Origin of the sequence: Pseudoalteromonas prydzensis, assembly GCF_011050055.1 — a bacterium.
Taxonomy (GTDB): Bacteria; Pseudomonadota; Gammaproteobacteria; order Enterobacterales; family Alteromonadaceae; genus Pseudoalteromonas; species Pseudoalteromonas prydzensis_A.
In genome coordinates this window covers 122681-143729 of sequence record NZ_DRGM01000167.1, presented here as the reverse complement: position 1 = coordinate 143729, position 21049 = coordinate 122681, and the positions used below count along the sequence as shown (strand labels likewise).

The following is a 21049-nucleotide window of genomic DNA, read 5'->3' as shown; positions in this document are numbered from 1 at the left end:
GTAGGAATGAGCATGAAAACGGCAGCAGATATTTACGATGTGTTACATAACATTTTAGTTGAGGAGTTTGAGATTGATGCCGATGATATCAATCTTGATGCGCATCTTTATCAAGACTTAGACTTGGATAGCATAGATGCCGTGGACTTAGTGGTGAAACTTCGTGAAATCACCGGCAAAAAAATTGATCCAGACGCATTTAAGCAAGTTAGAACTGTGCGAGATGTTGTTGCTGAAGTTGAAAAGTTAGTTAGCTAGGCGATCTAATATGCTAAAAGCAATGAGTATTACGCTGGCGCTAGTCTGTTTAACCTTATATCCATTCATTGTGTATTTTGGTTTGCAGTATACGTCTGTGAAATATGTCAGCATGGTATTGATTGCTTTAGTTATTATTCGTTTATTAGGAAGTCGTCAATTGCTAAAACACATGCCTTGGCTAATACCAGCAAGTGTGTTAGCGGTGATAGCGTTGATTATCTCAACGTGGCAAAGCACTGAGATTGGCTTGCGTTTGTATCCTGTAATTATTAACACTGTGATGGCTATTACGTTTGCTTTTTCATTGCGTTTTGGGCCACCCGTAATTGAAAGCTTTGCGCGTATTCGTGAACCAGAATTAGACGCCACAGGCATTCGTTATACTCGCCAAGTTACTAAATTGTGGTGTGTTTTTTTTATTGTTAATGCCAGTGCGGCGCTGTACACCAGTTTATATACATCGTTATCGGTATGGACTCTGTATAATGGTTTGATTGCCTATATTCTAATTGGGATGATTATGGCAATTGAGTGGTTAGTTAGACAAAAGGTAAGAAACAATGCCAGTTAGGCCTATACAATTTGATGACAAGGCTGCATTTTTTGTCGATCAGCGGCTGATCACGCAAAGCGAGTTTGTAGCTGATGTTGCACATTTCCAAAGCCAATTACATCAGTTAAAGCCAGCTAGTCAGGTTGTGTTATTTCATCCAGACACCTATCAGTTTGCTGTGCGCTTATTTGCACTGGCAACCCGTGGTCATACCGTTATTTTACCACCTAATGGTCAACCCGAAACCTTGCAAATTTTTTTACAACAAAGTGCTATTTTTTGTGGTGATGACAGTAATTTACTCTTTACTGATGGGCTGTTGAATATTGAGACGCAGCCACAAATTGTAAATCCATCTAATATTGCACTCACGTGGCCTAGCGAAGCGATGGTGGTGTTTTATACCTCGGGCTCGTCCGGCCAATCAAAACCGATTGTTAAATCATGGCATGTCCTTAATCGCGAGCTGATGGTATTGAGTTCAAGTTTTCCGTTGTTAGGCCGGCTTACTTTTATCTCAACGGTGTCACATCAGCATATCTATGGCTTACTGTTTCGTTTGTTATGGCCTTTAGCAAATGGTCACATTATTGATAGCACCCAGCTGCAATACCCAGAGCATATAGCGCAAAAACTGCAATTGTGTCCTCAAGCCGTTTTAGTTTCAAGTCCTGCGCAATTAGCTAGGTTATGTAATGATAACGTTTTAATTACGCAAAAAGCCTCGCTGCAATGGCTCTTTTCATCGGGTGGGCCGCTAAATAACGAGCATGCACAAACACTTTATCAGCAGCTTAAGCGACCAATTACGCAGGTGTATGGCAGTACTGAAACCGGTGGGATTGCCTATCGGCAAGTGTTAGATACTTCAATAAATACGCCTTGGCAGCCATTTTCAGGTAATCAATTGTCTGTGAATGAGCGTGGCCTATTACTGTTAGACTCGTATATCTTACAACAAAAAAACGTGCCGTTAGATGACAGTGCTGAGCTGCTCAGTAATGGTCAATTTCATTTGCTAGGTCGTTTAGACCGCACCATCAAAATTGAAGAAAAACGGCTTAATCTCGATGAATTAGAAGCCTTGCTAATTAAACATGAATGGATACAAGAAGCTAAATTACTCGTTGTGCCGGCTAAACGCGTGCAGATTGGCGCGCTGGTAGTACTTAGCGCAGCAGGTCACCAGCATTTAGATTCACAGGGTAAATTGGCGACCAATCGGCTGTTGATTAATTTTTTATCGAGTCGATTTGAACGCGTCTGTTTGCCTAGAAAATGGCGGTATATTCAAGCGCTTCCTTATAATAGCCAAGCTAAGTTACATATAAAAACCATGGAGCAGTACTTTGCAAAGCCTGAATAACACTCAGCCAGATGTCACTGTGTTATCGCACTCAGCAGATAAAGTCAGTTTGGCATTATATATTAGTGAAGATATTGATTATTTTCGTGGTCACTTTCCAGACGCCCCCATTCTTGCGGGTGTTGTACAGTTAGATTGGGCTGTAAAATTTGCGCAGCAGTATTTGGCATTTCCAGCAATCGTACAAGATGTAGAAGTACTTAAATTTCAAGTTGTCACCACGGTGAATATGACTGTTAACCTGACGCTTGAGCGTAATAAAAACGGTAAATGTATTTTTAGTTATCACTCTGATAAAGGCCAACACGCCAGTGGTAGGCTGGTATTTGCATCGCAACCATTATGAATCGTTACTGTATTGTTATTCCTAATTATAATCATACCCATGCGATTGCTGGGGTATTAAGCGAACTGAGCGAATTATCATTACCTATTATTATGATTGATGATGGCAGTGCTGCTGATGCTAAACAGGTATTTGCTAGCCTTGCGCAAGGTTACCCGTTTTTGACGTTACTTACCCACAGTGAAAACCAAGGCAAAGGGGGCGCTGTTCAGACTGGTTTACGTTACGCATTTGCAAATGGCTTTAGCCATGCAATACAAGTTGATGCAGATGGCCAGCATAGCTTAAACGATATTAGTAAATTGATTGCCGCCAGCGAGAAAGCGCCAGAAAATGTAGTGAGTGGTTGCCCAATTTATGACAGTTCAGTGCCAAAGCATCGTTATTTAAGCCGTTATATCACTCATTTTTGGGTATGGGTTGAAACCCTGAGTTTTGATATTGTTGATTCTATGTGTGGTTTTAGGGTTTATCCGCTGCAACAAACTGCGCAATTAATGAATAAACGTGCGCTAGGCACGCGGATGGACTTTGATATCGAAATTTTAGTGCGTTTATATTGGCAAGGTGCACGCGTTACATTTATTCCTACTCAAGTGATCTACCCCGAAGATGGCGTTTCTCATTTTCGCGCTCTGCACGATAATGTTGGCATTTCTTGGTTACACACACGGTTATTTTTTGGCATGTTAGTGCGTATTCCTAAATTACTTTTGCGTAAGGTTGCGCGCTAATGGCAGTAAAACATTGGTCAAGAATGCAAGAGCGGGGTAATCAGCTTGGCATGCAAATTTTGCTGTTAAGCTATCGGGTACTCGGACGCAAAGGTTTATGGATAGTGTTGTTTCCTGTTTTGCTGTATTTATTTCTCACAGGGAAAACGGCGCGTACCGCCTCGCTGCAATTTTTAACCCAAGTTAATCGCTGTAATGGCATAAACAAACACGCGTCTTGGTGTGATAGTTTCCGCCATTTTCGTTCATTTGCGAATAGCGCATTTGATAAAATTGATGCATGGCTTGGACGAATCAAGCAGTCCGATATTGTGTATACAAATGAAGCGCTGTATAAACAATTAGATGAACAGCGCCAAGGCGCGGTGTTTATAGGTTCTCATCTGGGTAATCTCGAAGTGTGTCGTGCGCTTAGTCAACATCGCAGTAGTAAACGCATTAATGTGTTGGTTTTTACTCATCATGCGGTGGAATTTAATAAAATTCTTAAGCGTATCAATCCTGCTGTGAGCGTTAATTTAATCCAAGTGACAGATCTTGGTCCTGACATTGCTATATTGCTCAAAGAAAAAGTAGAGCAAGGTGAAATTGTGGTGATCGTTGGTGATAGAACTAGCAGCACGAGCGCAGGCCGAGTGATTGAATGTGACTTTTTAGGTAAACCCGCGGCTTTTTCACAAGGGCCGTTTATTTTAGCCGCATTGCTTGATTGTCCTGTTTTCTTTTTGTTTTGTTTAAAAGACCGTAGCGCACAAAAAGGCTTGTTTTATCGTGTTGTATTTGAAAAATACGCAGATAAACTCGTTTTACCACGCAAAACACGCCAGCATGCATTACAACTCGTTATTTCGGATTATGCAGCACGTCTTGCTCATTATACGGCTTTGTATCCATATCAATGGTTTAATTTTTATGATTTTTGGCAAAATGATCACACTGTGATCCGTGACCAAAAGAAGGGGAAGTAAGGTGTCGGATCTCGCTACTACAGTATTTGGAAATCAGCGTTTAACAATTGAAGATATTGTGTATATTGCACTCGAGCAAGGTGCTGTTGCGCTCTCTGGTGATGAACAACTAGCGCGTAAAATTAACAGTGCAGTGGCCTTTTTAGATCAATTATTAAAAGAAGACGGTGTGATCTATGGCGTAACGACCGGCTATGGTGATTCGGTTACAGTAAAAGTACCACTGGCGCTTGTAGACGAATTACCGCTGCATTTAACACGCTTCCACGGTTGTGGGTTAGGCGATGTGTTTAATGTGGCTCAAGGGCGCGCAATATTAGCAACCCGTTTGGCATCTTTATCGCAAGGGTATTCTGGTGTTAGTTGGGATATGCTAAATCTGCTCACTGCGTATTTAAATCATAATATTGTCCCGGTTATTCCGCAAGAAGGCTCAGTGGGAGCCAGTGGCGATTTAACGCCATTGTCATACGTTGCAGGGGCGATGATAGGTGAGCGCGATGTCTTTTATAAAGGCGAAATTCGCAATAGCTTAAGTGTTATGCAAGAGCTGGGTTTAACACCGTTAACGCTTAGACCTAAAGAGGGCCTAGCAGTGATGAATGGCACGGCTGTAATGACCGCTCTTGCCTGTTTAGCGTTTGACCGCAGTGCCTATTTAGCTAAATTAACCAGTCGTATCACTGCTTTTGCAAGTTTAGCTTTAAAGGGCAATAGTCATCACTTTGACGATATTTTATTTTCGGTTAAGCCACATCCAGGTCAACAACAAATAGCGAGTTGGATCCGTAGCGATTTAAATCATGTAGAGCACCCACGTAATGCAGACCGTCTGCAAGATCGCTACTCAATTCGCTGCGCGCCTCATGTTATCGGTGTGGTGCAGGATAGCTTACCGTGGTTTAGGCAAATGATTGAAAATGAGCTTAATTCAGCCAATGATAACCCGATCATTGATGGCGAAGGTGAACACGTTTTACATGGTGGACATTTTTATGGTGGCCATATTGCCATGGTGATGGACAGTATGAAAACGGCAGTAGCAAATTTGGCCGATTTAGCGGATCGGCAAATTGCCTCATTAGTGGATACGCGTTACAACAATGGTTTGCCATCAAACTTGTCTGCCAGCACCAGTGAAAGACGTTATATCAATCATGGTTTTAAAGCCGTACAAATTGGCGCTAGCGCTTACACCGCAGAAGCACTTAAATTAACCATGCCAGCGAGTGTGTTTTCACGTTCTACTGAATGTCATAATCAAGATAAAGTGAGCATGGGAACCATTGCAGCCCGCGATTGTTTACGTATTTTACAATTAACAGAGCAAGTGGTTGCCAGTACATTACTTGCGAGCGTACAAGCATTGCGGTTACGAATTGCTCAAAATGAACTTGATTATTCAAGCTTAACAGCAGACGTACAAACAATGTATAACGATATTTGTGAGTATTTTGAAGTGCTTGATGAAGATCGCCCATTAGAAGGTGTGTTAAGGTTTACGGTTGATGCAATTCAGAGGAAACGCTGGAGTTTATATGAATAGTAAAGGCGCATTGCTCAGCACTCATGTTGAAATTGACATTCCTTTTCATGATTGCGATCCAATGAATGTTGTATGGCACGGCAACTATGCCCGCTATCTTGAAGTTGCACGTTGTGAGTTACTGCGTTTATTTGATTATGACTATATGCAAATGAAAGAGTCGGGTTATGCGTGGCCAATTGTTGATATGCGGATCAAATATGTTAGCTCTGCGGTGTTCTCGCAAAAAATACGTGTGGATGCTTATTTAAAAGAATATGAAACACGCTTGCGTATTGATTATGTGATCACCGATTGCCAAACGGCTAAAAAGCTGACGAAAGCGACGACTGTGCAGGTGGCCGTTGATGTGCAAACAGATGAACTGCAATATGTTTCTCCAGCGGTGATAACTGAAAAACTGCATAAGGTCATGTAATGATACGATTATTTTTATTCTGCCTTGGCTGTTTGTTAACAACGATTATTTCAGCATCTGAACAGCCGCACAATAAAGTTGGGGAGTTTAGCCAAGAAAAATATTTTGCAGGCTTTACAAAACCCTTTATTTCCAGTGGCGTGTTTACACTTGATCCAGAGCAACTGAAATGGCAGGTGACAAAACCAGTTATCAATACATTATTGATTAAAAGTGGCCAAGTTTATGTCGAAAACGCTCAAGGTGAAGCGGTACTGCAAGCGGGAGCTGCCCCTTTTGTGAATTTACTACAGGCGATAATCAGCCATGACTTAGACGCTTTAGGGCAGCAATTTACACTCTCTGATGACACACAAGCAGGTTGTTCGTTGTTACTACCAAAAGATCAGCTATTAAGCCAGTTGTTCGTCAGTTTTCAGCTGTGTACTTCTGATGGTAACGTGCAACAGGTACGTTTAAACGAACATAATGCCAACTACACGATTATACATTTTAACTATTTAGCGCCTGCAGCTGCGGAAATAAATTAAAGTGGCTCGCAGGTTTTGTGCATTTGCTTGGTTATCGGGGTTAGCGCTATTATTAGCGGTGGTTATCGCTTTGCAAAAACCGCACATTGATAGCGATATTTTAGCTTTAATGCCACAATCTGACACACGCATTGATAGTGTTGAAGCGCACTTTTTTGCAGGTAATAAACAGCAAGTGATGTTTTCTATTACCGGGCAAAATGCTGAACAAGTGCATGATAAGCTCAACGATTGGCTTATTGCTAACGATCTGCCTGCGCGTTTTAATGTGCCGCGTATTGATGCTTTGAGTCAATTTTATGCTCCCTACGCTGGACGTTTACTGAGTGAGGAATATCGCGGCGCACTTGAAACTCAAACTACGTTTAGCACTTTTTATTATCAAAAGCTCAGCCAGATTGCCGATCCGTTTGTCAGTGCGACTATCAACCTCGATGCTAGTTTAAGCCTTGGCAGTTTTTTAGCCGAACAAATGCAAAACCTGCAAACCTTTAACCTCGAGAAAAACCGTTTAACGGCATTTCATAATGATGCTAAGTATTATCTGCTATTTGCACAGATCAGTGATAATGCGTTTGGTATTAATGAAGCTGAACTACTTACGGCCAGTATTGCTCAACAGTTAAAGCAGTTATCTGCGGACTTTCCGCAAACAACAGTACGCTATTCGGGGGCGGTATTTCATACCAGCGCCAATGCCAGCCAAGCCAAATATGAAATGGCATTATTTGGTACATTGAGTCTGCTTGCGCTGATCACTATGATTGTGTGGGTGTTTCGTTCAAGTGTCGCGCTATGGCTTGCCTCATTGACTGTGATGAGTGCGATATTAGGCGGTGCCGCTGTATTACTTGCCGTGTTCTCCCAAGTTCATATTCTCACTTTAGTATTTGCCGTTACACTTATTGGCATTGCCATTGATTATTCATTTCATGGCATGCTGGATCTCTGTAGTGGCGAGCGAAAAGGTTACAGCCGAGGCTTAAAATTAGCGCTGCTGTTATCCTTGCTGACAACGTCACTCGGTTATGCGAGTTTATATTTTTCGCCAATGCTGTTGCTTGCTCAGGTTGGGGTATTTGTTGTGGCTGGGCTGTTTAGTGCATGGCTGTGTACTTTATTCATTACTCAACAATGGCAACATCAGCTCATTATTGCAGCGCCAATAATAAATATCGCCGATAAGCTAAAAGTTAGCTTGCTAGGCTTGCTGCAATTACGCCGCTATGCAATTGCAGCCAGTGTCGGATTGATCACGGTTTGCTATTTACATACACCAGTAAGCTTAAACAATGATGTTCGCTTGCTAAATGCAAGTCCGCAAGCATTAATAGAAAATGAAGCTTTTCATTTATCATTACTAGGGCGAGATAATGGTCAAATCATGATCATGTTTGCTGATGATGAACAAGCACTACTTGAGCAATTAACAACTTTTAAAACAGCGCTGCAGTTACAATCTCCCGATGCTGAGCTTAATTTACTCAGCGATTTATTACCAAGTATTGCAATGCAAGAACGTAATAGCGCGCTAGTTAAAGCAAAACACAGACAAGGCGTGTTCACTCAGGTGGAAAATATGACCGGACAGCCATTCTCGGCATCTACAAAGGTGTTAACACTAGAGAGCTTACTCGCATCGCCCTTAGCGCCTCTCATTGAGCAACAAGTGATGAGAGACGACGAATTTGTAGCAAGTTGGTTTATGGTAACTGACGCGCCGGCCAGTGTTTTAGCCGAATTTGCCTCTGCGGATCCGCAATTACTGACTTACAATAAAGTGGCATTGCTTAGCGAGGGCCTGACACACTATAGTCATTCACTGCTGATTACCCTAGGCTGCGCCATCGTATTGGCTGCCTTTTTATTCGCATGGCGTTTTGGAATGGTGTGTGCATTTAAGCAAAGTGGGGTGCTAATACTTACCATCGCGATTATTTTATCGTTATGCAGCGTACTGCAAGGTAGTTTATCGATTTTTAATTTGCTCGGTAGCTTGTTGGTGATGGCATTGTCTATCGATTACCTTGTTTTTTATCAAATAAATCAATTGAGTCGAGAGAATATCATCGCGATCAGTTTATCGGCGGCTTCATCCATGTGGGTCTTTGGGATGTTAGCGATGTCAATCACTCCTGCAATCTATAGCTTTGGTTTAACTATTATGATTGGCCTGATGGCTATATTTGTTTTGGCTCCATTGACATTAGAACTGCCTAAAAGTAAGGAAAATAGGTGAATACGGAAAATCAACAGTACGACGTGGTGATCATTGGTGCAGGTCCATCTGGCGCAGTTGCAGCCAGTTTATTGGTAAAACGGGGTTGGCAGGTGCTGGTATTAGAGCAGCAAACATTTCCACGCTTTTCCATTGGTGAAAGCTTATTACCACAATGTATGGTGTATTTAGAGCAAGCCGGCTTACTCGATGCACTGCATGAAAATGCCGCGTCACTGGGCTTTCAATTTAAAAATGGTGCTGCGTTTCAACGCAGCGGCGAACACGCGAGTATTAACTTCACTGAGAAATTTAGCCAAGGCCCAGGGACTACTTACCAAGTTAAACGTGCTGATTTTGACAAATGCCTTGCCGATGGTGCCCAGCAGCAAGGTGCTGAAATTCGTTATCAGCATACAGTCGTTGCTTATAATAACCTAGTTGATGGCGCTCAGTTACAAGTAAAAGATCAGCTACAAAACGAATACACAGTCACAGCGCGATTTATTTTAGACGCCAGTGGTTTTGGGCGCGTACTGCCGCGTTTATTAGATCTTGAACAGCCGTCTGACTTTCCTGTACGCAGTGCTTTTTTCAGTCATTTCAAAGATGGCATCGTTGATGAAAGCTTCGACCGCAATAAAATCTTAATTAATGTGCATCCAATTCATAAAGATATCTGGTATTGGTTGATCCCTTTTAGCGATGGCACTGCTAGCATTGGTGTTGTTGCAGAGCCGACTCGATTTGCTAAAAATGCCGAGCCGCTGGCGTGTTTAAATGACTTTATTGAGCAAGACCCATTTTTAGCGCAATTGCTTAACAGGCGAGCAGCCATAGGTGAAGCACGCAGTATTAGCGGCTACTCAGCCAATGTAAAATCTTTAGTTGGCAGTAACTTTGCCTTACTAGGTAATGCTGGTGAGTTTTTAGATCCTGTGTTTTCATCGGGTGTGACCATAGCGCTTAAATCAGCTGCCTTGATTGCGCCTTTAGTGGATAGACATCTACGCGGTGAAAACGTTGATTTTATCGCGGATTACAGTGAGCCTCTACAGGCAGGGGTCGATTGTTTTAGAACCTATGTCAGTGCTTGGTACGATGGACGTTTTCAGGATGTTATCTTCTATACAGAGCAAAATCATCAAGTAAGAGAAATGATCAGTGCAATCTTAGCTGGCTATGCATGGGATACCGACAATCCATTTGTGAAACAGAGTGAGCGTAGGCTCACTACCTTGGTGGCTTTATGTCAGTCATAATACGCACCGCTGCATTCGCCATTATTATGTTTTTAACTGCATGTACTACACAATTTACACCGCAGAGTGTGGTTGAGATCGCCGATAATACATCGCTGGAGTTAGCTGATCCACCGAAACAGTTAATAATTGATAATTGGCAGCAAGTATTGCAGGTTTCGCACCAAGAGCAGCAGCATACTTTACTTGCGCAATTAAGTATTAATGAGCAGCAGGGGATAAATTTAGTGGTGATGACGGCGCAAGGAATGCCTATTTTTATTTTAGAAAAGCCAATTGGTGCGCCAATCAAAAGTACAAAAATGTTGCCTATTGCAGGGATTGATCCGCGTTATATCTTAGCTGATATAATGCTAGTACATTGGCCGGTTGCTGAGATAAACAACAGGCTCAGTGGTGCTGTTATGCAAGATAGTGGAGCTGAGCGTCGTATTGTTAATGATGGACAACGATTAGTCACTATTAAGTTTTCGGGATCTGTAACCCAACTTATAAATTTTCAACGTAATTATAAAATACAATTTCAAAGGGTTGAGCAGTGATGCCGGTTTGGTTAAATGATTTAGGGATTGTGAGCGCCTTGGGTGCAGGGCATCAGCAGACCATCAAAAGTTTAAATTCTCAACATATTAATACGCTAACGGCAACGGATGAATTAGCATTTGCTGGCCGGCAAACTTATGTTGGGATGGTTAAAACACTGCCTTTATCGGCGATACTTCGCACATATACTTTGATTGATGATGCGCTTGCGCAAATAAAGCCAACGCTTGAGCAATTTAATGTTGCTGATCAGCGTATTGCTGTGGTGATTGGTACCAGTACTGCGTCAATTCACGAAGGTGAACGCGCACGTATGCAATTTAAACAGGCAGGCTATTGGCCTGAAGAATATAACTATGAAGATCAATCACTGATCGCTCCTGCGAACTATATTGCCAAACAGTTGAATGCGACAGGCCCGTGTTACAGTATTTCAACGGCATGCAGCTCAAGCTCAAAAGCGATGATCAGTGCAAGGGCATTACTTTTAGCTGATCTTGCTGATGTGGTTATATGTGGCGGTGTTGATAGTTTATGCCAGTTGACCGTCAATGGCTTTGACTCACTGTCATCAATTAGCGATGCTGTTTGCCAACCGTTTTCGCTTACTCGAAGTGGCATTAATATCGGTGAAGGTGCGGCGTTATTTGTGATGAGTAAAAAACGCAATCAAGGGAACGCTGTTGCATTTATAGGTGGGGGCGAAAGCTCCGATGCTCATCATATTTCTGCACCAGCGCCAGACGGCAGTGGTGCAGAGCAAGCGATGTGTGCGGCATTAAGAGATGCAAACTTAACTGCCGATGATATTGATTACATTAATGCGCACGGCACGGCCACACAGCAAAATGATGCTATGGAGTCACTTGCAATTAATCGTGTATTTGGCAACAATACGCCGGTGAGCTCAAGTAAGCATTTAAGCGGGCATACGCTAGGCGCTGCGGGGGCTATAGAAGCGGGGATCTGTTGGTTAAGTTTAATTAATAATGATTCGGTGACTACTTTACCTTTTAATACTGGTGAACAAGACCCTGCTCTTGGTGAGATTGCATTGCTGACTTCACCTTTTATAAAACCTCTAAAATATTGTCTGTCCAATTCATTTGCATTTGGCGGCAATAATGTCAGTGTCATACTAGGACTTATTGATGAACAACTATAATATTGAGCAACTAGTCCCCCATAGTGCGCCTATGATTTTGCTCAATAAGCTTATCTCTTATGAGCAAGACAGCGCTACTTGCGAAGTGACTATTTCGCCAACCAGTGCATTTTATTCAGACGATTTACAAGGTGTGCCAAGTTATATTGGTACTGAGTATATGGCACAGGCAATTGCCGCTTATGCAGGCGCTTTGGCTAAAGACCAAGGTGAGGCGGTCAAAATAGGTTTTTTAATTGGCACGCGTAAATACAAAACGCATACCCCTGTTTTTAATATGGGCTCAGTATTACAGGTTACAGTTGCAAAGTTATATGAAGAAGATTCTGGGCTAAGTGTGTTTGAATGCTGTATAAAAAACAATAACACAGCATTATGTGAAGCTAAAATTAATGTGTTTCAACCTCATGACCCAATGCAATTTATAAGAGAACAACAATGACAAAACGAATTTTAGTAACAGGGTCAAGCCGTGGTATCGGTAAGGCGATCGCATTACGCTTAGCCGAGGATGGCTACGACATTGCGGTGCATTGTCGCACTGGGCTCGAAAGTGCAAAACAAACCTGTGATGAAATTACCGCACGTGGGCAAAATGCCAGTTTATTACAATTTGATGTGTGTGATAGAGCTGCTGCAAAACAACAAATCGAAGCCGATATTGCTGAGCACGGCGCATATTATGGTGTGGTATGTAATGCAGGGATCACCAATGATATGGCTTTTCCTGCTATGTCAGGTGAAGATTGGGACAGTGTTATTCGCACCGGTCTTGAAGGATTTTACAATGTTGTGCACCCAACAGTGATGCCGATGGTACAAGGGCGAAAAGGCGGGCGCATTGTTACTATGTCGTCGGTATCGGGTATTGCGGGTAACCGTGGGCAGGTCAATTACAGTGCTGCAAAAGCGGGTATTATTGGTGCAACTAAGGCGTTATCACTTGAACTTGCCAAGCGCAAAATTACCGTTAACTGCGTTGCCCCCGGTTTAATTGATACGCAAATGACCGATGATTTACCGGTTGATGAAATGCTTAAGATGATCCCACTAAAACGTATGGGCGCCGTCAAGGAAGTTGCAGGTACTGTGGCTTTTTTGATTAGTGATGACGCGGCGTATATTACCCGCCAAGTGATCTCTGTAAACGGTGGTATGGTTTAATGAAACGCGTTGTTGTTACGGGGATGTCGGCAATTACTGCTTTAGGGGATCAATGGCCCGTTTTTAAAGAAGCGTTACAGCGCGGTGAAAACGCAGTGCAAGTTATGTCTGACTGGGATTTTCTAGCTGAGTTAAATACGCGACTCGCAGCACCGGTCACTCACTTTACAAAACCTGCGCATTATAAACGTAAACAAATACGCTCAATGGGGCGCGTTGCTCTTATGTCAACGCGTACCACTGAACTTGCATTAGAGCAGGCCGATTTAATACATAATCCAAGTTTAACGGATGGCTCTACAGGCGTGTCTTTTGGTTCATCAACGGGGTCAACTCAGCCCTTGATTGCGTTTTCAAAAATGATGGAAACGGGTTCTATGGTCGGTGTAACAGCGACCAGTTATATCCAAATGATGGCACATACTGCTCCCGTTAATGTGGGCGTTTTTTTTGGTATTAAAGGCCGTGTGATCACGACTAGTTCGGCTTGCACATCTGGATCGCAAGGCATTGGCTATGCCTATGAAGCCATTAAGTTTGGTCGCCAAAAAGTAATGGTTGCAGGGGGAGCAGAAGAGCTATGTGTTACGGAAGCCGCGGTCTTTGATACCTTGTATGCCACCAGTACTAAAAACCAAACCCCAAAATTGACTCCGCGACCTTTTGACAAAGCGCGTGATGGTTTAGTGATTGGCGAAGGGGCCGGAACGCTTATTCTAGAAGAGTACGAGCATGCTAAAGCCCGTGGTGCAACAATACTTGCAGAAGTGGTTGGTTTTGGTTGTAACTCAGATGGTCAACATGTTACGCAACCCACTTCAGATACCATGCAAGTGGCCATTGAAATGGCGTTACAAGACGCCAATCTATCCGCGGATAAAATAGGTTATGTAAACGCGCATGGTACGTCAACCGATCGCGGTGATATTGCTGAGTCTCATGCTACTTTTAACGCCTTGGGGCGAAAACCTATCAGCTCATTAAAAAGCTATTTAGGCCATACTTTAGGCGCTTGTGGCGCAATTGAAGCATGGGCCAGTATTAACATGATGACGGATAACTGGTTTGCGCCAACTATTAATTTGACCGAAGTTGATAGTTTGTGTGCGCCACTTGACTATATAACAGGGCAAGGTAGAGAAATTCATACCGATTATGTAATGAGTAATAATTTTGCATTTGGTGGTATTAATACTTCTCTTATTTTTAAGCGTTACCAAGGTGAATAAAAGCTCGATAACCAATGTTGGCTGGCATTATGGGCCTAGTGTGTATTTTGAAACCCCATTACTGACTTACACTGATCCTGAGTTAACTGCCAGTATTCGCGCTAACGTAAATTTTGCAGATGACCGTTATTTAAATTATTACTATGGAATTGCTCCGCAGGATAGTCGCGCTCAGCGCAATGAATTTAATAACCAGTCGGGATATGCTGGTGCGGATCTATCTTTTGGCATCAACTTCGACACTAAAAAATACTGGCTAGGTGGATTTGTTAAATATCATCACTTAGCAGATAGTAAACAACAGCAAAGCCCATTAGTGAAAAAAAATAGCAATGTATCGCTCGGCTTTGGTATTGCTTGGAAGTTTTATACACAACAAGGAAATTGAGATGAAATTGGTTTATAGCGCACTTTTGGTCGCAGCTTCATTAACTGCTGTATCAGCGAATGCCCGTGATGATATTGGTAAATACCCAATTCAGTCATTACTAGAAACAAGTAAAGCAAAAGATGCTTTATTAGATATTCCGCTGTATTTTGCAGATCAAGCACATGCTAAAGAAAGCAGTAAATTTGGTGAAGTGATCACCAATAAAAAAACCAACGCATTTAATAAAAGTGACCAAGAAGCGTGTGAATGGGTAATGCTTAGTGCGCTTAAGGCATTACAAGAGCGAGCGGTAAAGGAAGGTATGAATGCTGTGGTGAATATTCAGTCGTACTATAAAAAACGTGAGTTCGTTAGTAGTACAGAATATGAATGTGGCGCAGGTGCAATTATGGCAGGCGTAGCATTAAAAGGCACTTTAGTTAAGTTATAACTAACTGCTTAGCATAAATTGCTGTATAATTTGCGACCCTTGATAATGTGGCCGCAGGTTATACAGCATGAATTTTAAATCTTTTAGTTTTGCCCCTGAACTTCTTCAGGCGTTAGATGAACTTAACTATCACACCCTTACGCCCATTCAACGCAGTGCGATCCCAGCAGTGCGTAAAGGCAAAGATGTTTTAGCCAGTGCCCAAACAGGCACCGGTAAGACAGCTGCATTTGCGTTACCTATTATTCAAAAATTATCTGAAGTTGAATACACAAAAACCAATGCGCCTCGTGCCTTAGTGCTTGCACCAACGCGTGAGCTTGCAGAGCAAATTGCCAATAATTTTACTGATTTTGCTAAATATACCAAGCTTAAAATCGTGAGCTTATTTGGTGGTGTAAATACTGCTGGTCAGGCAAATGGTCTAAAAGCCGGCGTAGACATTGTTGTCGCAACGCCAGGGCGTTTACTGGATCATATTCGTTTAGGCAACCTAAGCCTTGCCGACGTACAACATCTAGTGCTCGATGAAGCTGACCGTATGCTTGATATGGGCTTTATCACTGATATGCAAACCGTGATCAATGGCTGTGCAGAAGAGCGCCAAATTTTGTTGTTCTCTGCAACATTCCCAGCGGCAATTAAACAGTTTGCTAGTAAAGTACTCAAGCAAGCTGAAATTGTTCGTGTTGATCAAACAAATAGTACTGCTGCAACCGTGCATCACGTGGTTTATCCAGTGGAAGAGCGCCGTAAACAAGAGCTGCTTTCTGAATTGATCGGTAAGAAAAACTGGCAGCAAGTGTTAGTGTTCGTCAACATGAAAGAAACGGCTGATGAGCTAGTTAAAGAATTAAACCTAGATGGCATTCCTGCTGCCGTGTGCCATGGCGATAAAACCCAAGGTAATCGTCGTCGTGCATTAAGTGATTTTAAAGCGGGTAAAGTACGTGTACTTGTGGCTACAGAAGTTGCCGCTCGCGGGATTGATATTGATGACCTGCCGCGTGTAATTAATATTGACTTACCATGGCTTGCTGAAGATTACGTACACCGTATTGGTCGTACAGGTCGTGCCGGTAAACAAGGCCAAGCAATTTCATTTGTTAGCCGCGAAGAAGAAAACATGTTGTTTGAAATTGAAACCTTAATTGGTCAAAAAATTCAGCGTGAATATTTACCGGGTTATGAAGTAAGTAATCGTGAAGTGCTGATTGATAAAATTGGTAAAAAACCGTCGCATTTACGTCGTAGTCATTCAAATAAACCATCAGGTCAAGCAACCGGTGAAGCGCGAGCTAAAAATCGTGCTCGTATTTCTGGTGTGCGTAAGTCACTTAAGGGTGAAAAATTAAAGCTTAAGAAATAACACTTAGTTATTTTAAAGTATAAAAAAAGCCTGAGTAATTCAGGCTTTTTTATATCTAAGCTTTTTAGCTGTGTTTCTCAAGCATAGATAGCGCCAGTGCTTCTGCGGCTTTTATGCCATCAATACCAGCCGATAAAATACCGCCAGCATAACCGGCGCCTTCGCCTGCTGGATATAAACCTTGGGTATTAATACTTTGCATGCTTTTATCACGCTTAATACAAATTGGTGATGAGGTACGGGTTTCAACGCCAGTTAATAAACCATCGTTCGATGAAAAGCCACGAATTTGCTTATTAAATGCAGGAATAGCCTCGCGAATGGCATCAATTGCATATTTGGGTAACACATTGGCTAAATCTGTCAGCTTGATACCCGGCGTATAAGACGGTTTAACATCGCCTAAATCACTTGAGTCTTTACCTTTTAAGAAGTCGCCAATTAACTGGGCTGGGGCATCATAGTTGCTGCCGCCGAGCGCATAGGCTTGCTCTTCTAATTTACGTTGCAGATCAATGCCTGCAAGTGGGTGGCCCGGATAGTCTTCATCAGGTGAAATCCCCACCACAATGGCGCTGTTGGCATTGCGCTCATTACGTGAATATTGGCTCATACCATTAGTAACAACACGGCCTTCTTCAGAGGTTGCTGCAACCACAGTACCACCTGGGCACATACAAAAGCTGTAAACAGTTCGGCCATTATCGCAATGATGCACTAGCTTGTAATCAGCTGCGCCTAGAATTGGATTGCCGGCATTAGGGCCAAAACGGCACTCATCGATCATCGATTGTTTATGCTCGATTCTAAAGCCAACAGAAAACGGTTTGGCTTCAACGTAAATGCCTTTGTCGTACACCATTTTAAAGGTATCACGGGCACTGTGGCCTACCGCAAGCACCACATGACGTGTATTAAGCTGCTCACCGGTAGAGAGTTTTAAGCCAGTGACTTGGCCATCATCAAGTAAAATATCATCAACACGGGTGCTAAAACGGATTTCACCCCCTAGCTCTTCAATGCTGGCGCGCATTTTTTCAATCATAGTCACCAGCTTAAAAGTACCAATGTGTGGCTTACTGACATACATGATCTCTTCAGGCGCGCCTGCGGCAACAAATTCAGTGATCACTTTGCGGCCATAATGTTTTGGATCTTTAACTTGGCTGTAAAGTTTACCATCAGAGAAGGTTCCTGCGCCGCCTTCACCAAACTGTACGTTTGATTCAGTATTGAGCGTACGTTTGCGCCAAAAGCCGAAAGTGTCTTTAGTACGTTCACGTACTTCTTTGCCGCGCTCTAGAATGATTGGCTTAAAGCCCATTTGCGCCAGTATTAAACCCGCAAACAGTCCGCAAGGGCCAAAACCAATTACCACTGGGCGCTCTTGTATAGTAGCGGGGGCTTCGCCAACGAATTTATAACTCGTATCTGGCGCGGGTTTAACATGTGGGTCTTTCGCAAATTGAATTAATAATTGCGCTTCATTATCAACCTCAATGTCGAGGGTATAAATAAGTAAAATAGCGGTTTTTTTACGGGCGTCGTAACCACGTTTAAAGACATTAAAGCTATGGAGTTGGCTGTTATCAATGCCAAGTTTAGTTATAATTGCTTGCTTTATGGCATCTTCGCCATGATCAAGTGGCAGCTTAATTTCTGTTAAACGTATCATATTTAATCTCTGTTAGGTGTCTTAGCAGTCGCTGACGCGAGGTGCTCACAATAGCCGATTATTTTACGTTAATTTAAGCTGCGATGGCAGCGATTATTTATTGTATTTTGACTGTGGTTGGGTATGATCCCTTGCTGTAATTTAAGCTATGTTAGGCAAACGTAAAAATGGCATTTGTAGTCACTGAAAACTGTATAAAGTGTAAATACACCGACTGTGTAGCAGTGTGCCCAGCAGATGCGTTTTATGAAGGCCCTAATTTTTTAGCCATCAGCCCGATTGATTGTATTGATTGTGGGTTATGTGTGCCTGAATGTCCTGCTGAGGCAATCTACCAAGAAGATGAATTACCCGACTCGCAAAAGGAGTTTACTGAACTTAATGCGGAACTAGCCCTAGTTTGGCCAAGAATTACTGAGGTAAAGCCAGCCCCTGCAGATGCGGATACATGGAATGGTGTGCCTGATAAACTAAAGTTAATTGAAACCTAAGACTTTCATCCTAAATATATAATAATTGTTATATATTTTCACTCAAACTATTAACAAGTGTACCTGCATGAATTACAATTCGTGAGCTTATTTACTCATTAAGAGTAATTTAAATTTTAAACGGATGTTTATGCAGTATCTAAAATCAATAATAAAACCATGTACTCTTTTCTTTTTGTTGTCGTTTGTTACGCTTTTTTGCGGATTGAGCCAAGCCTCTGAAAAACAAAATTTTAGCTTAGCACATATTGATCAAGGTATTGATCTTGATGGGCAGCTGAATGAACCTCACTGGCAACAAGCCACGTTAGTGCCTTTACGTTATCAAAATGAACCTAACGAGAAAGGCACGCCACCGGTAAAAACGGATGCTTATATCTACGAAGATGGCAACTATTTATATGTTGGCCTTGTTGCTTATGATAATGATCCGAGTCAAATTCGTGCCGCACTTCGCGACCGTGATAGTTTATGGAGTGATGATAACGTTGCGCTAATGATCGATACCTTTAATGATGAACGAACAGGTTATGAGTTTTACGTAAACCCGCTTGGTGCGCAAGGTGATATGCGGATGACAGATACCGACGGTTGGAGTGAAGACCCTTCATGGGATGCGATTTGGGATAGCGCAGGGCAAATAACCGAGCAAGGTTATGTGGTTGAAATGCGTATTCCGTTCACAGCACTGCGCTTTCCTAAAAATAAAGCTGATATGACATGGGGATTTGCGCTGTGGCGTAATTACCCGCGTGAGGTACTTTATCAGTTGTCTAATGTGGGTTTTGACCGTGATGTGAAATGCAGCTTTTGCCAGTTTGATAAAATCACAGGCTTTAATGCCATGGAGCCCAGTAAAAATATTCAATTAACACCGACCTTAACCGCACTTCGTAATGATGTAAAAGAGGCTGTACCTGGGGATTGGCAAAATGGTGATATTGATACTGAAGCTGGACTCGATTTACGTTGGGGGATCAGCCAAGACGCGGTTATCAATGCCACCATTAACCCAGATTTTTCGCAGGTAGAGACAGACAGTTTAGAGTTAGATGTAAATACTACATTCTCTATTTATTATGCTGAAAAACGCCCGTTCTTTTTAGACGGTGCGTCATATTTTAAAAGTAGCCTATTCGAACTACTTTATACCCGTACGATTGCCGAGCCAGACTTAGGGGCTAAAATAACCGGGAAAACGGATGCACATAGCTATGCGTTTTTGTACGCTGATGATGAAAATACCAGTATTTTATTACCGACCAACCAAGGTTCTGGCTTTGCTAATTTAGCTGAAAAATCAAAATCATCAATTGGGCGTTACCAGTATGATCTTGGTGAGCAAGGCACTATAGGGGTGATGAGCACCCACCGTGAAGCAAATGATTATCACAACACCGTACTGTCTGTGGATGGCAGTTATTGGTTTAATCAAACCGATAGTGTGTTGTATCAAGTTGCGACCTCTGATACTAAAAACTCTGCTTTTTTAGTCGATAATTATGGTTTAGAGAACAATCAATCAGATCAAGCTTATATGCTCGAATTTAGCCGTGAGAAACGAGATTATAAGCTATTTGCTAGTTATGAGGATATTGGTGAAGATTACCGTACTGACGTTGGCTATCAAGAAAAAGTGGATTACAAAAAAGCGTTATTAGGTGGCGGGCAAACCTGGTACTTGGATGCAAGTGAGATGGTAACCGAATATTCTTATAATGTGGATTGGGACAAAACCTGGGCACAAGATGGCAGCTTGCTTGAAGAAGAGTATGAAGGCTACATTTTTTTAAAAGGCCAATTACAGTCATCCTTAGAGTTTGGTTTGATCCACCGTAATGAGAGTTATTATGGTAACTTCTATAACCAAAACATTGGTTATATCTACGGTGGTTTTAGTCCAAGCAAAGATTTACGCATTACGCTTTACAGTGAATTTGGCAGTAAAATAGATTATAGCAATGAGCAGTTAGGTGATTTGTTTACTATAGAGCCAGAACTGACGTGGGATATCAATGATCATTGGCAAGTGCAGCTTGAGCACAGTTATAGCCGTTTAGATAACCCACAAGGTGATAATGTATTTACTGCGAATCTAACCGATTTACGTGTTTACTATAAATTTAATATGCGCTCGATGCTGAAACTGATTTTACAGTTTGAAGATATCGACCGCAATCAAAACGCCTACTATGCCAATGTTAATAGAATTAACCGTGATTACGGCAGTCAGCTGGTTTATTCCTATAAAATCAATGCACAAACATTGTTTTACTTAGGCTATTCAGATAAAGGCTACCAAGACGATTCATTAAAGAGTGTAGAACGTGATCAACGGACTTTCTTCACTAAACTCAGTTACGCATGGCAGCTTTAAATTACATTTTAAA

At 42.2% G+C, this 21049-nt stretch carries 22 protein-coding genes; 21 read left to right on the top strand and 1 reads right to left on the bottom strand.

Annotated elements, in window-relative coordinates:
• The first annotated feature begins 12 nt into the window (after window positions 1-12).
• The 19 genes from ENH88_RS16400 to ENH88_RS16310 all read left to right on the top strand — a co-directional run bounded on the left by ENH88_RS16400 (window position 13) and on the right by ENH88_RS16310 (window position 16493).
• Window positions 13-258, top strand: coding sequence for an acyl carrier protein (locus tag ENH88_RS16400; protein WP_304183823.1), 246 nt, complete (start codon window positions 13-15; stop codon window positions 256-258).
• A 10-nt stretch (window positions 259-268) separates the two neighbouring features.
• Window positions 269-832 carry a hypothetical protein gene (locus ENH88_RS16395; protein WP_304183822.1) on the top strand — a complete coding sequence of 188 codons (564 nt, stop codon included), beginning with the start codon at window positions 269-271 and terminating at the stop codon, window positions 830-832.
• Window positions 822-2180 (top strand): AMP-binding protein, encoded by a 1359-nt coding sequence (locus ENH88_RS16390; RefSeq protein WP_304183819.1) that lies wholly within the window; start codon window positions 822-824, stop codon window positions 2178-2180. The genes ENH88_RS16395 and ENH88_RS16390 overlap by 11 nt, the downstream gene beginning before the upstream one ends.
• Window positions 2164-2526 (top strand): thioester dehydrase, encoded by a 363-nt coding sequence (locus ENH88_RS16385; protein ID WP_304183818.1) that lies wholly within the window; start codon window positions 2164-2166, stop codon window positions 2524-2526. Before ENH88_RS16390 ends, ENH88_RS16385 begins: the two co-directional genes overlap by 17 nt.
• On the top strand, window positions 2523-3260 hold the full coding sequence (locus ENH88_RS16380) for a glycosyltransferase family 2 protein (protein ID WP_304183816.1): 738 nt from the start codon (window positions 2523-2525) through the stop codon (window positions 3258-3260). The genes ENH88_RS16385 and ENH88_RS16380 overlap by 4 nt, the downstream gene beginning before the upstream one ends.
• Window positions 3260-4228 carry an acyltransferase gene (locus ENH88_RS16375; protein WP_304183815.1) on the top strand — a complete coding sequence of 323 codons (969 nt, stop codon included), beginning with the start codon at window positions 3260-3262 and terminating at the stop codon, window positions 4226-4228. The genes ENH88_RS16380 and ENH88_RS16375 overlap by 1 nt, the downstream gene beginning before the upstream one ends.
• Before the next feature lies 1 nt (window position 4229).
• Complete coding sequence (locus tag ENH88_RS16370) at window positions 4230-5774, top strand: HAL/PAL/TAL family ammonia-lyase (protein WP_304183813.1); 1545 nt, start codon at window positions 4230-4232, stop codon at window positions 5772-5774.
• Window positions 5767-6192: an acyl-CoA thioesterase gene (locus ENH88_RS16365; protein WP_304183811.1), complete on the top strand. Its 426-nt coding sequence runs from the start codon at window positions 5767-5769 to the stop codon at window positions 6190-6192. Before ENH88_RS16370 ends, ENH88_RS16365 begins: the two co-directional genes overlap by 8 nt.
• Window positions 6192-6722: a LolA family protein gene (locus ENH88_RS16360; protein ID WP_304183810.1), complete on the top strand. Its 531-nt coding sequence runs from the start codon at window positions 6192-6194 to the stop codon at window positions 6720-6722. Before ENH88_RS16365 ends, ENH88_RS16360 begins: the two co-directional genes overlap by 1 nt.
• 1 nt (window position 6723) lies before the next feature.
• Window positions 6724-8961 (top strand): transporter, encoded by a 2238-nt coding sequence (locus tag ENH88_RS16355; RefSeq protein ID WP_304183809.1) that lies wholly within the window; start codon window positions 6724-6726, stop codon window positions 8959-8961.
• The gene (locus ENH88_RS16350) at window positions 8958-10202 is read left to right on the top strand and encodes an NAD(P)/FAD-dependent oxidoreductase (protein WP_304183807.1); all 1245 of its coding nucleotides are present in this window, start codon (window positions 8958-8960) and stop codon (window positions 10200-10202) included. Before ENH88_RS16355 ends, ENH88_RS16350 begins: the two co-directional genes overlap by 4 nt.
• Window positions 10190-10744 carry a DUF3261 domain-containing protein gene (locus ENH88_RS16345; RefSeq protein WP_304183804.1) on the top strand — a complete coding sequence of 185 codons (555 nt, stop codon included), beginning with the start codon at window positions 10190-10192 and terminating at the stop codon, window positions 10742-10744. The genes ENH88_RS16350 and ENH88_RS16345 overlap by 13 nt, the downstream gene beginning before the upstream one ends.
• Window positions 10744-11910 (top strand): beta-ketoacyl-ACP synthase, encoded by a 1167-nt coding sequence (locus tag ENH88_RS16340; protein WP_304183801.1) that lies wholly within the window; start codon window positions 10744-10746, stop codon window positions 11908-11910. Before ENH88_RS16345 ends, ENH88_RS16340 begins: the two co-directional genes overlap by 1 nt.
• Complete coding sequence (locus tag ENH88_RS16335) at window positions 11897-12352, top strand: 3-hydroxylacyl-ACP dehydratase (protein WP_304183799.1); 456 nt, start codon at window positions 11897-11899, stop codon at window positions 12350-12352. Before ENH88_RS16340 ends, ENH88_RS16335 begins: the two co-directional genes overlap by 14 nt.
• On the top strand, window positions 12349-13074 hold the full coding sequence (fabG, locus tag ENH88_RS16330; protein ID WP_304183797.1) for a 3-oxoacyl-ACP reductase FabG: 726 nt from the start codon (window positions 12349-12351) through the stop codon (window positions 13072-13074). The genes ENH88_RS16335 and fabG overlap by 4 nt, the downstream gene beginning before the upstream one ends.
• Complete coding sequence (locus tag ENH88_RS16325; RefSeq protein WP_304183795.1) at window positions 13074-14303, top strand: beta-ketoacyl-ACP synthase; 1230 nt, start codon at window positions 13074-13076, stop codon at window positions 14301-14303. The genes fabG and ENH88_RS16325 overlap by 1 nt, the downstream gene beginning before the upstream one ends.
• On the top strand, window positions 14296-14691 hold the full coding sequence (locus tag ENH88_RS16320) for a MipA/OmpV family protein (RefSeq protein WP_304183792.1): 396 nt from the start codon (window positions 14296-14298) through the stop codon (window positions 14689-14691). Before ENH88_RS16325 ends, ENH88_RS16320 begins: the two co-directional genes overlap by 8 nt.
• A gap of 1 nt (window position 14692) precedes the next feature.
• Complete coding sequence (locus ENH88_RS16315; protein WP_304183790.1) at window positions 14693-15124, top strand: excinuclease ABC subunit A; 432 nt, start codon at window positions 14693-14695, stop codon at window positions 15122-15124.
• 67 nt (window positions 15125-15191) lie between these two features.
• On the top strand, window positions 15192-16493 hold the full coding sequence (locus tag ENH88_RS16310; RefSeq protein WP_304183788.1) for a DEAD/DEAH box helicase: 1302 nt from the start codon (window positions 15192-15194) through the stop codon (window positions 16491-16493).
• Between the two features lie 64 nt (window positions 16494-16557).
• Here the strand turns inward: ENH88_RS16310 and ENH88_RS16305 are convergent, their stop codons facing one another.
• Window positions 16558-18168, bottom strand: coding sequence for an NAD(P)/FAD-dependent oxidoreductase (locus ENH88_RS16305; RefSeq protein WP_304183786.1), 1611 nt, complete (start codon window positions 18166-18168; stop codon window positions 16558-16560).
• A 167-nt stretch (window positions 18169-18335) separates the two neighbouring features.
• Between ENH88_RS16305 and fdxA the strand changes: the two genes are divergently transcribed.
• Together fdxA and ENH88_RS16295 are read left to right on the top strand one after the other, a co-directional pair.
• Window positions 18336-18659 carry a ferredoxin FdxA gene (fdxA, locus tag ENH88_RS16300; protein ID WP_283709196.1) on the top strand — a complete coding sequence of 108 codons (324 nt, stop codon included), beginning with the start codon at window positions 18336-18338 and terminating at the stop codon, window positions 18657-18659.
• Between the two features lie 130 nt (window positions 18660-18789).
• The gene (locus ENH88_RS16295; RefSeq protein ID WP_304183783.1) at window positions 18790-21036 is read left to right on the top strand and encodes a DUF5916 domain-containing protein; all 2247 of its coding nucleotides are present in this window, start codon (window positions 18790-18792) and stop codon (window positions 21034-21036) included.
• Window positions 21037-21049 lie beyond the last annotated feature (13 nt).

Coding starts and splice junctions, on each gene's coding strand:
- ENH88_RS16400 (WP_304183823.1), top strand. CDS start 13: ATGAAAACGGCAGCAGATATTTACGATGTGTTACATAACATTTTAGTT.
- ENH88_RS16395 (WP_304183822.1), top strand. CDS start 269: ATGCTAAAAGCAATGAGTATTACGCTGGCGCTAGTCTGTTTAACCTTA.
- ENH88_RS16390 (WP_304183819.1), top strand. CDS start 822: ATGCCAGTTAGGCCTATACAATTTGATGACAAGGCTGCATTTTTTGTC.
- ENH88_RS16380 (WP_304183816.1), top strand. CDS start 2,523: ATGAATCGTTACTGTATTGTTATTCCTAATTATAATCATACCCATGCG.
- ENH88_RS16375 (WP_304183815.1), top strand. CDS start 3,260: ATGGCAGTAAAACATTGGTCAAGAATGCAAGAGCGGGGTAATCAGCTT.
- ENH88_RS16365 (WP_304183811.1), top strand. CDS start 5,767: ATGAATAGTAAAGGCGCATTGCTCAGCACTCATGTTGAAATTGACATT.
- ENH88_RS16360 (WP_304183810.1), top strand. CDS start 6,192: ATGATACGATTATTTTTATTCTGCCTTGGCTGTTTGTTAACAACGATT.
- ENH88_RS16345 (WP_304183804.1), top strand. CDS start 10,190: ATGTCAGTCATAATACGCACCGCTGCATTCGCCATTATTATGTTTTTA.
- ENH88_RS16340 (WP_304183801.1), top strand. CDS start 10,744: ATGCCGGTTTGGTTAAATGATTTAGGGATTGTGAGCGCCTTGGGTGCA.
- ENH88_RS16335 (WP_304183799.1), top strand. CDS start 11,897: ATGAACAACTATAATATTGAGCAACTAGTCCCCCATAGTGCGCCTATG.
- fabG (WP_304183797.1), top strand. CDS start 12,349: ATGACAAAACGAATTTTAGTAACAGGGTCAAGCCGTGGTATCGGTAAG.
- ENH88_RS16325 (WP_304183795.1), top strand. CDS start 13,074: ATGAAACGCGTTGTTGTTACGGGGATGTCGGCAATTACTGCTTTAGGG.
- ENH88_RS16315 (WP_304183790.1), top strand. CDS start 14,693: ATGAAATTGGTTTATAGCGCACTTTTGGTCGCAGCTTCATTAACTGCT.
- ENH88_RS16310 (WP_304183788.1), top strand. CDS start 15,192: ATGAATTTTAAATCTTTTAGTTTTGCCCCTGAACTTCTTCAGGCGTTA.
- ENH88_RS16305 (WP_304183786.1), bottom strand. CDS start 18,168: ATGATACGTTTAACAGAAATTAAGCTGCCACTTGATCATGGCGAAGAT.
- fdxA (WP_283709196.1), top strand. CDS start 18,336: ATGGCATTTGTAGTCACTGAAAACTGTATAAAGTGTAAATACACCGAC.
- ENH88_RS16295 (WP_304183783.1), top strand. CDS start 18,790: ATGCAGTATCTAAAATCAATAATAAAACCATGTACTCTTTTCTTTTTG.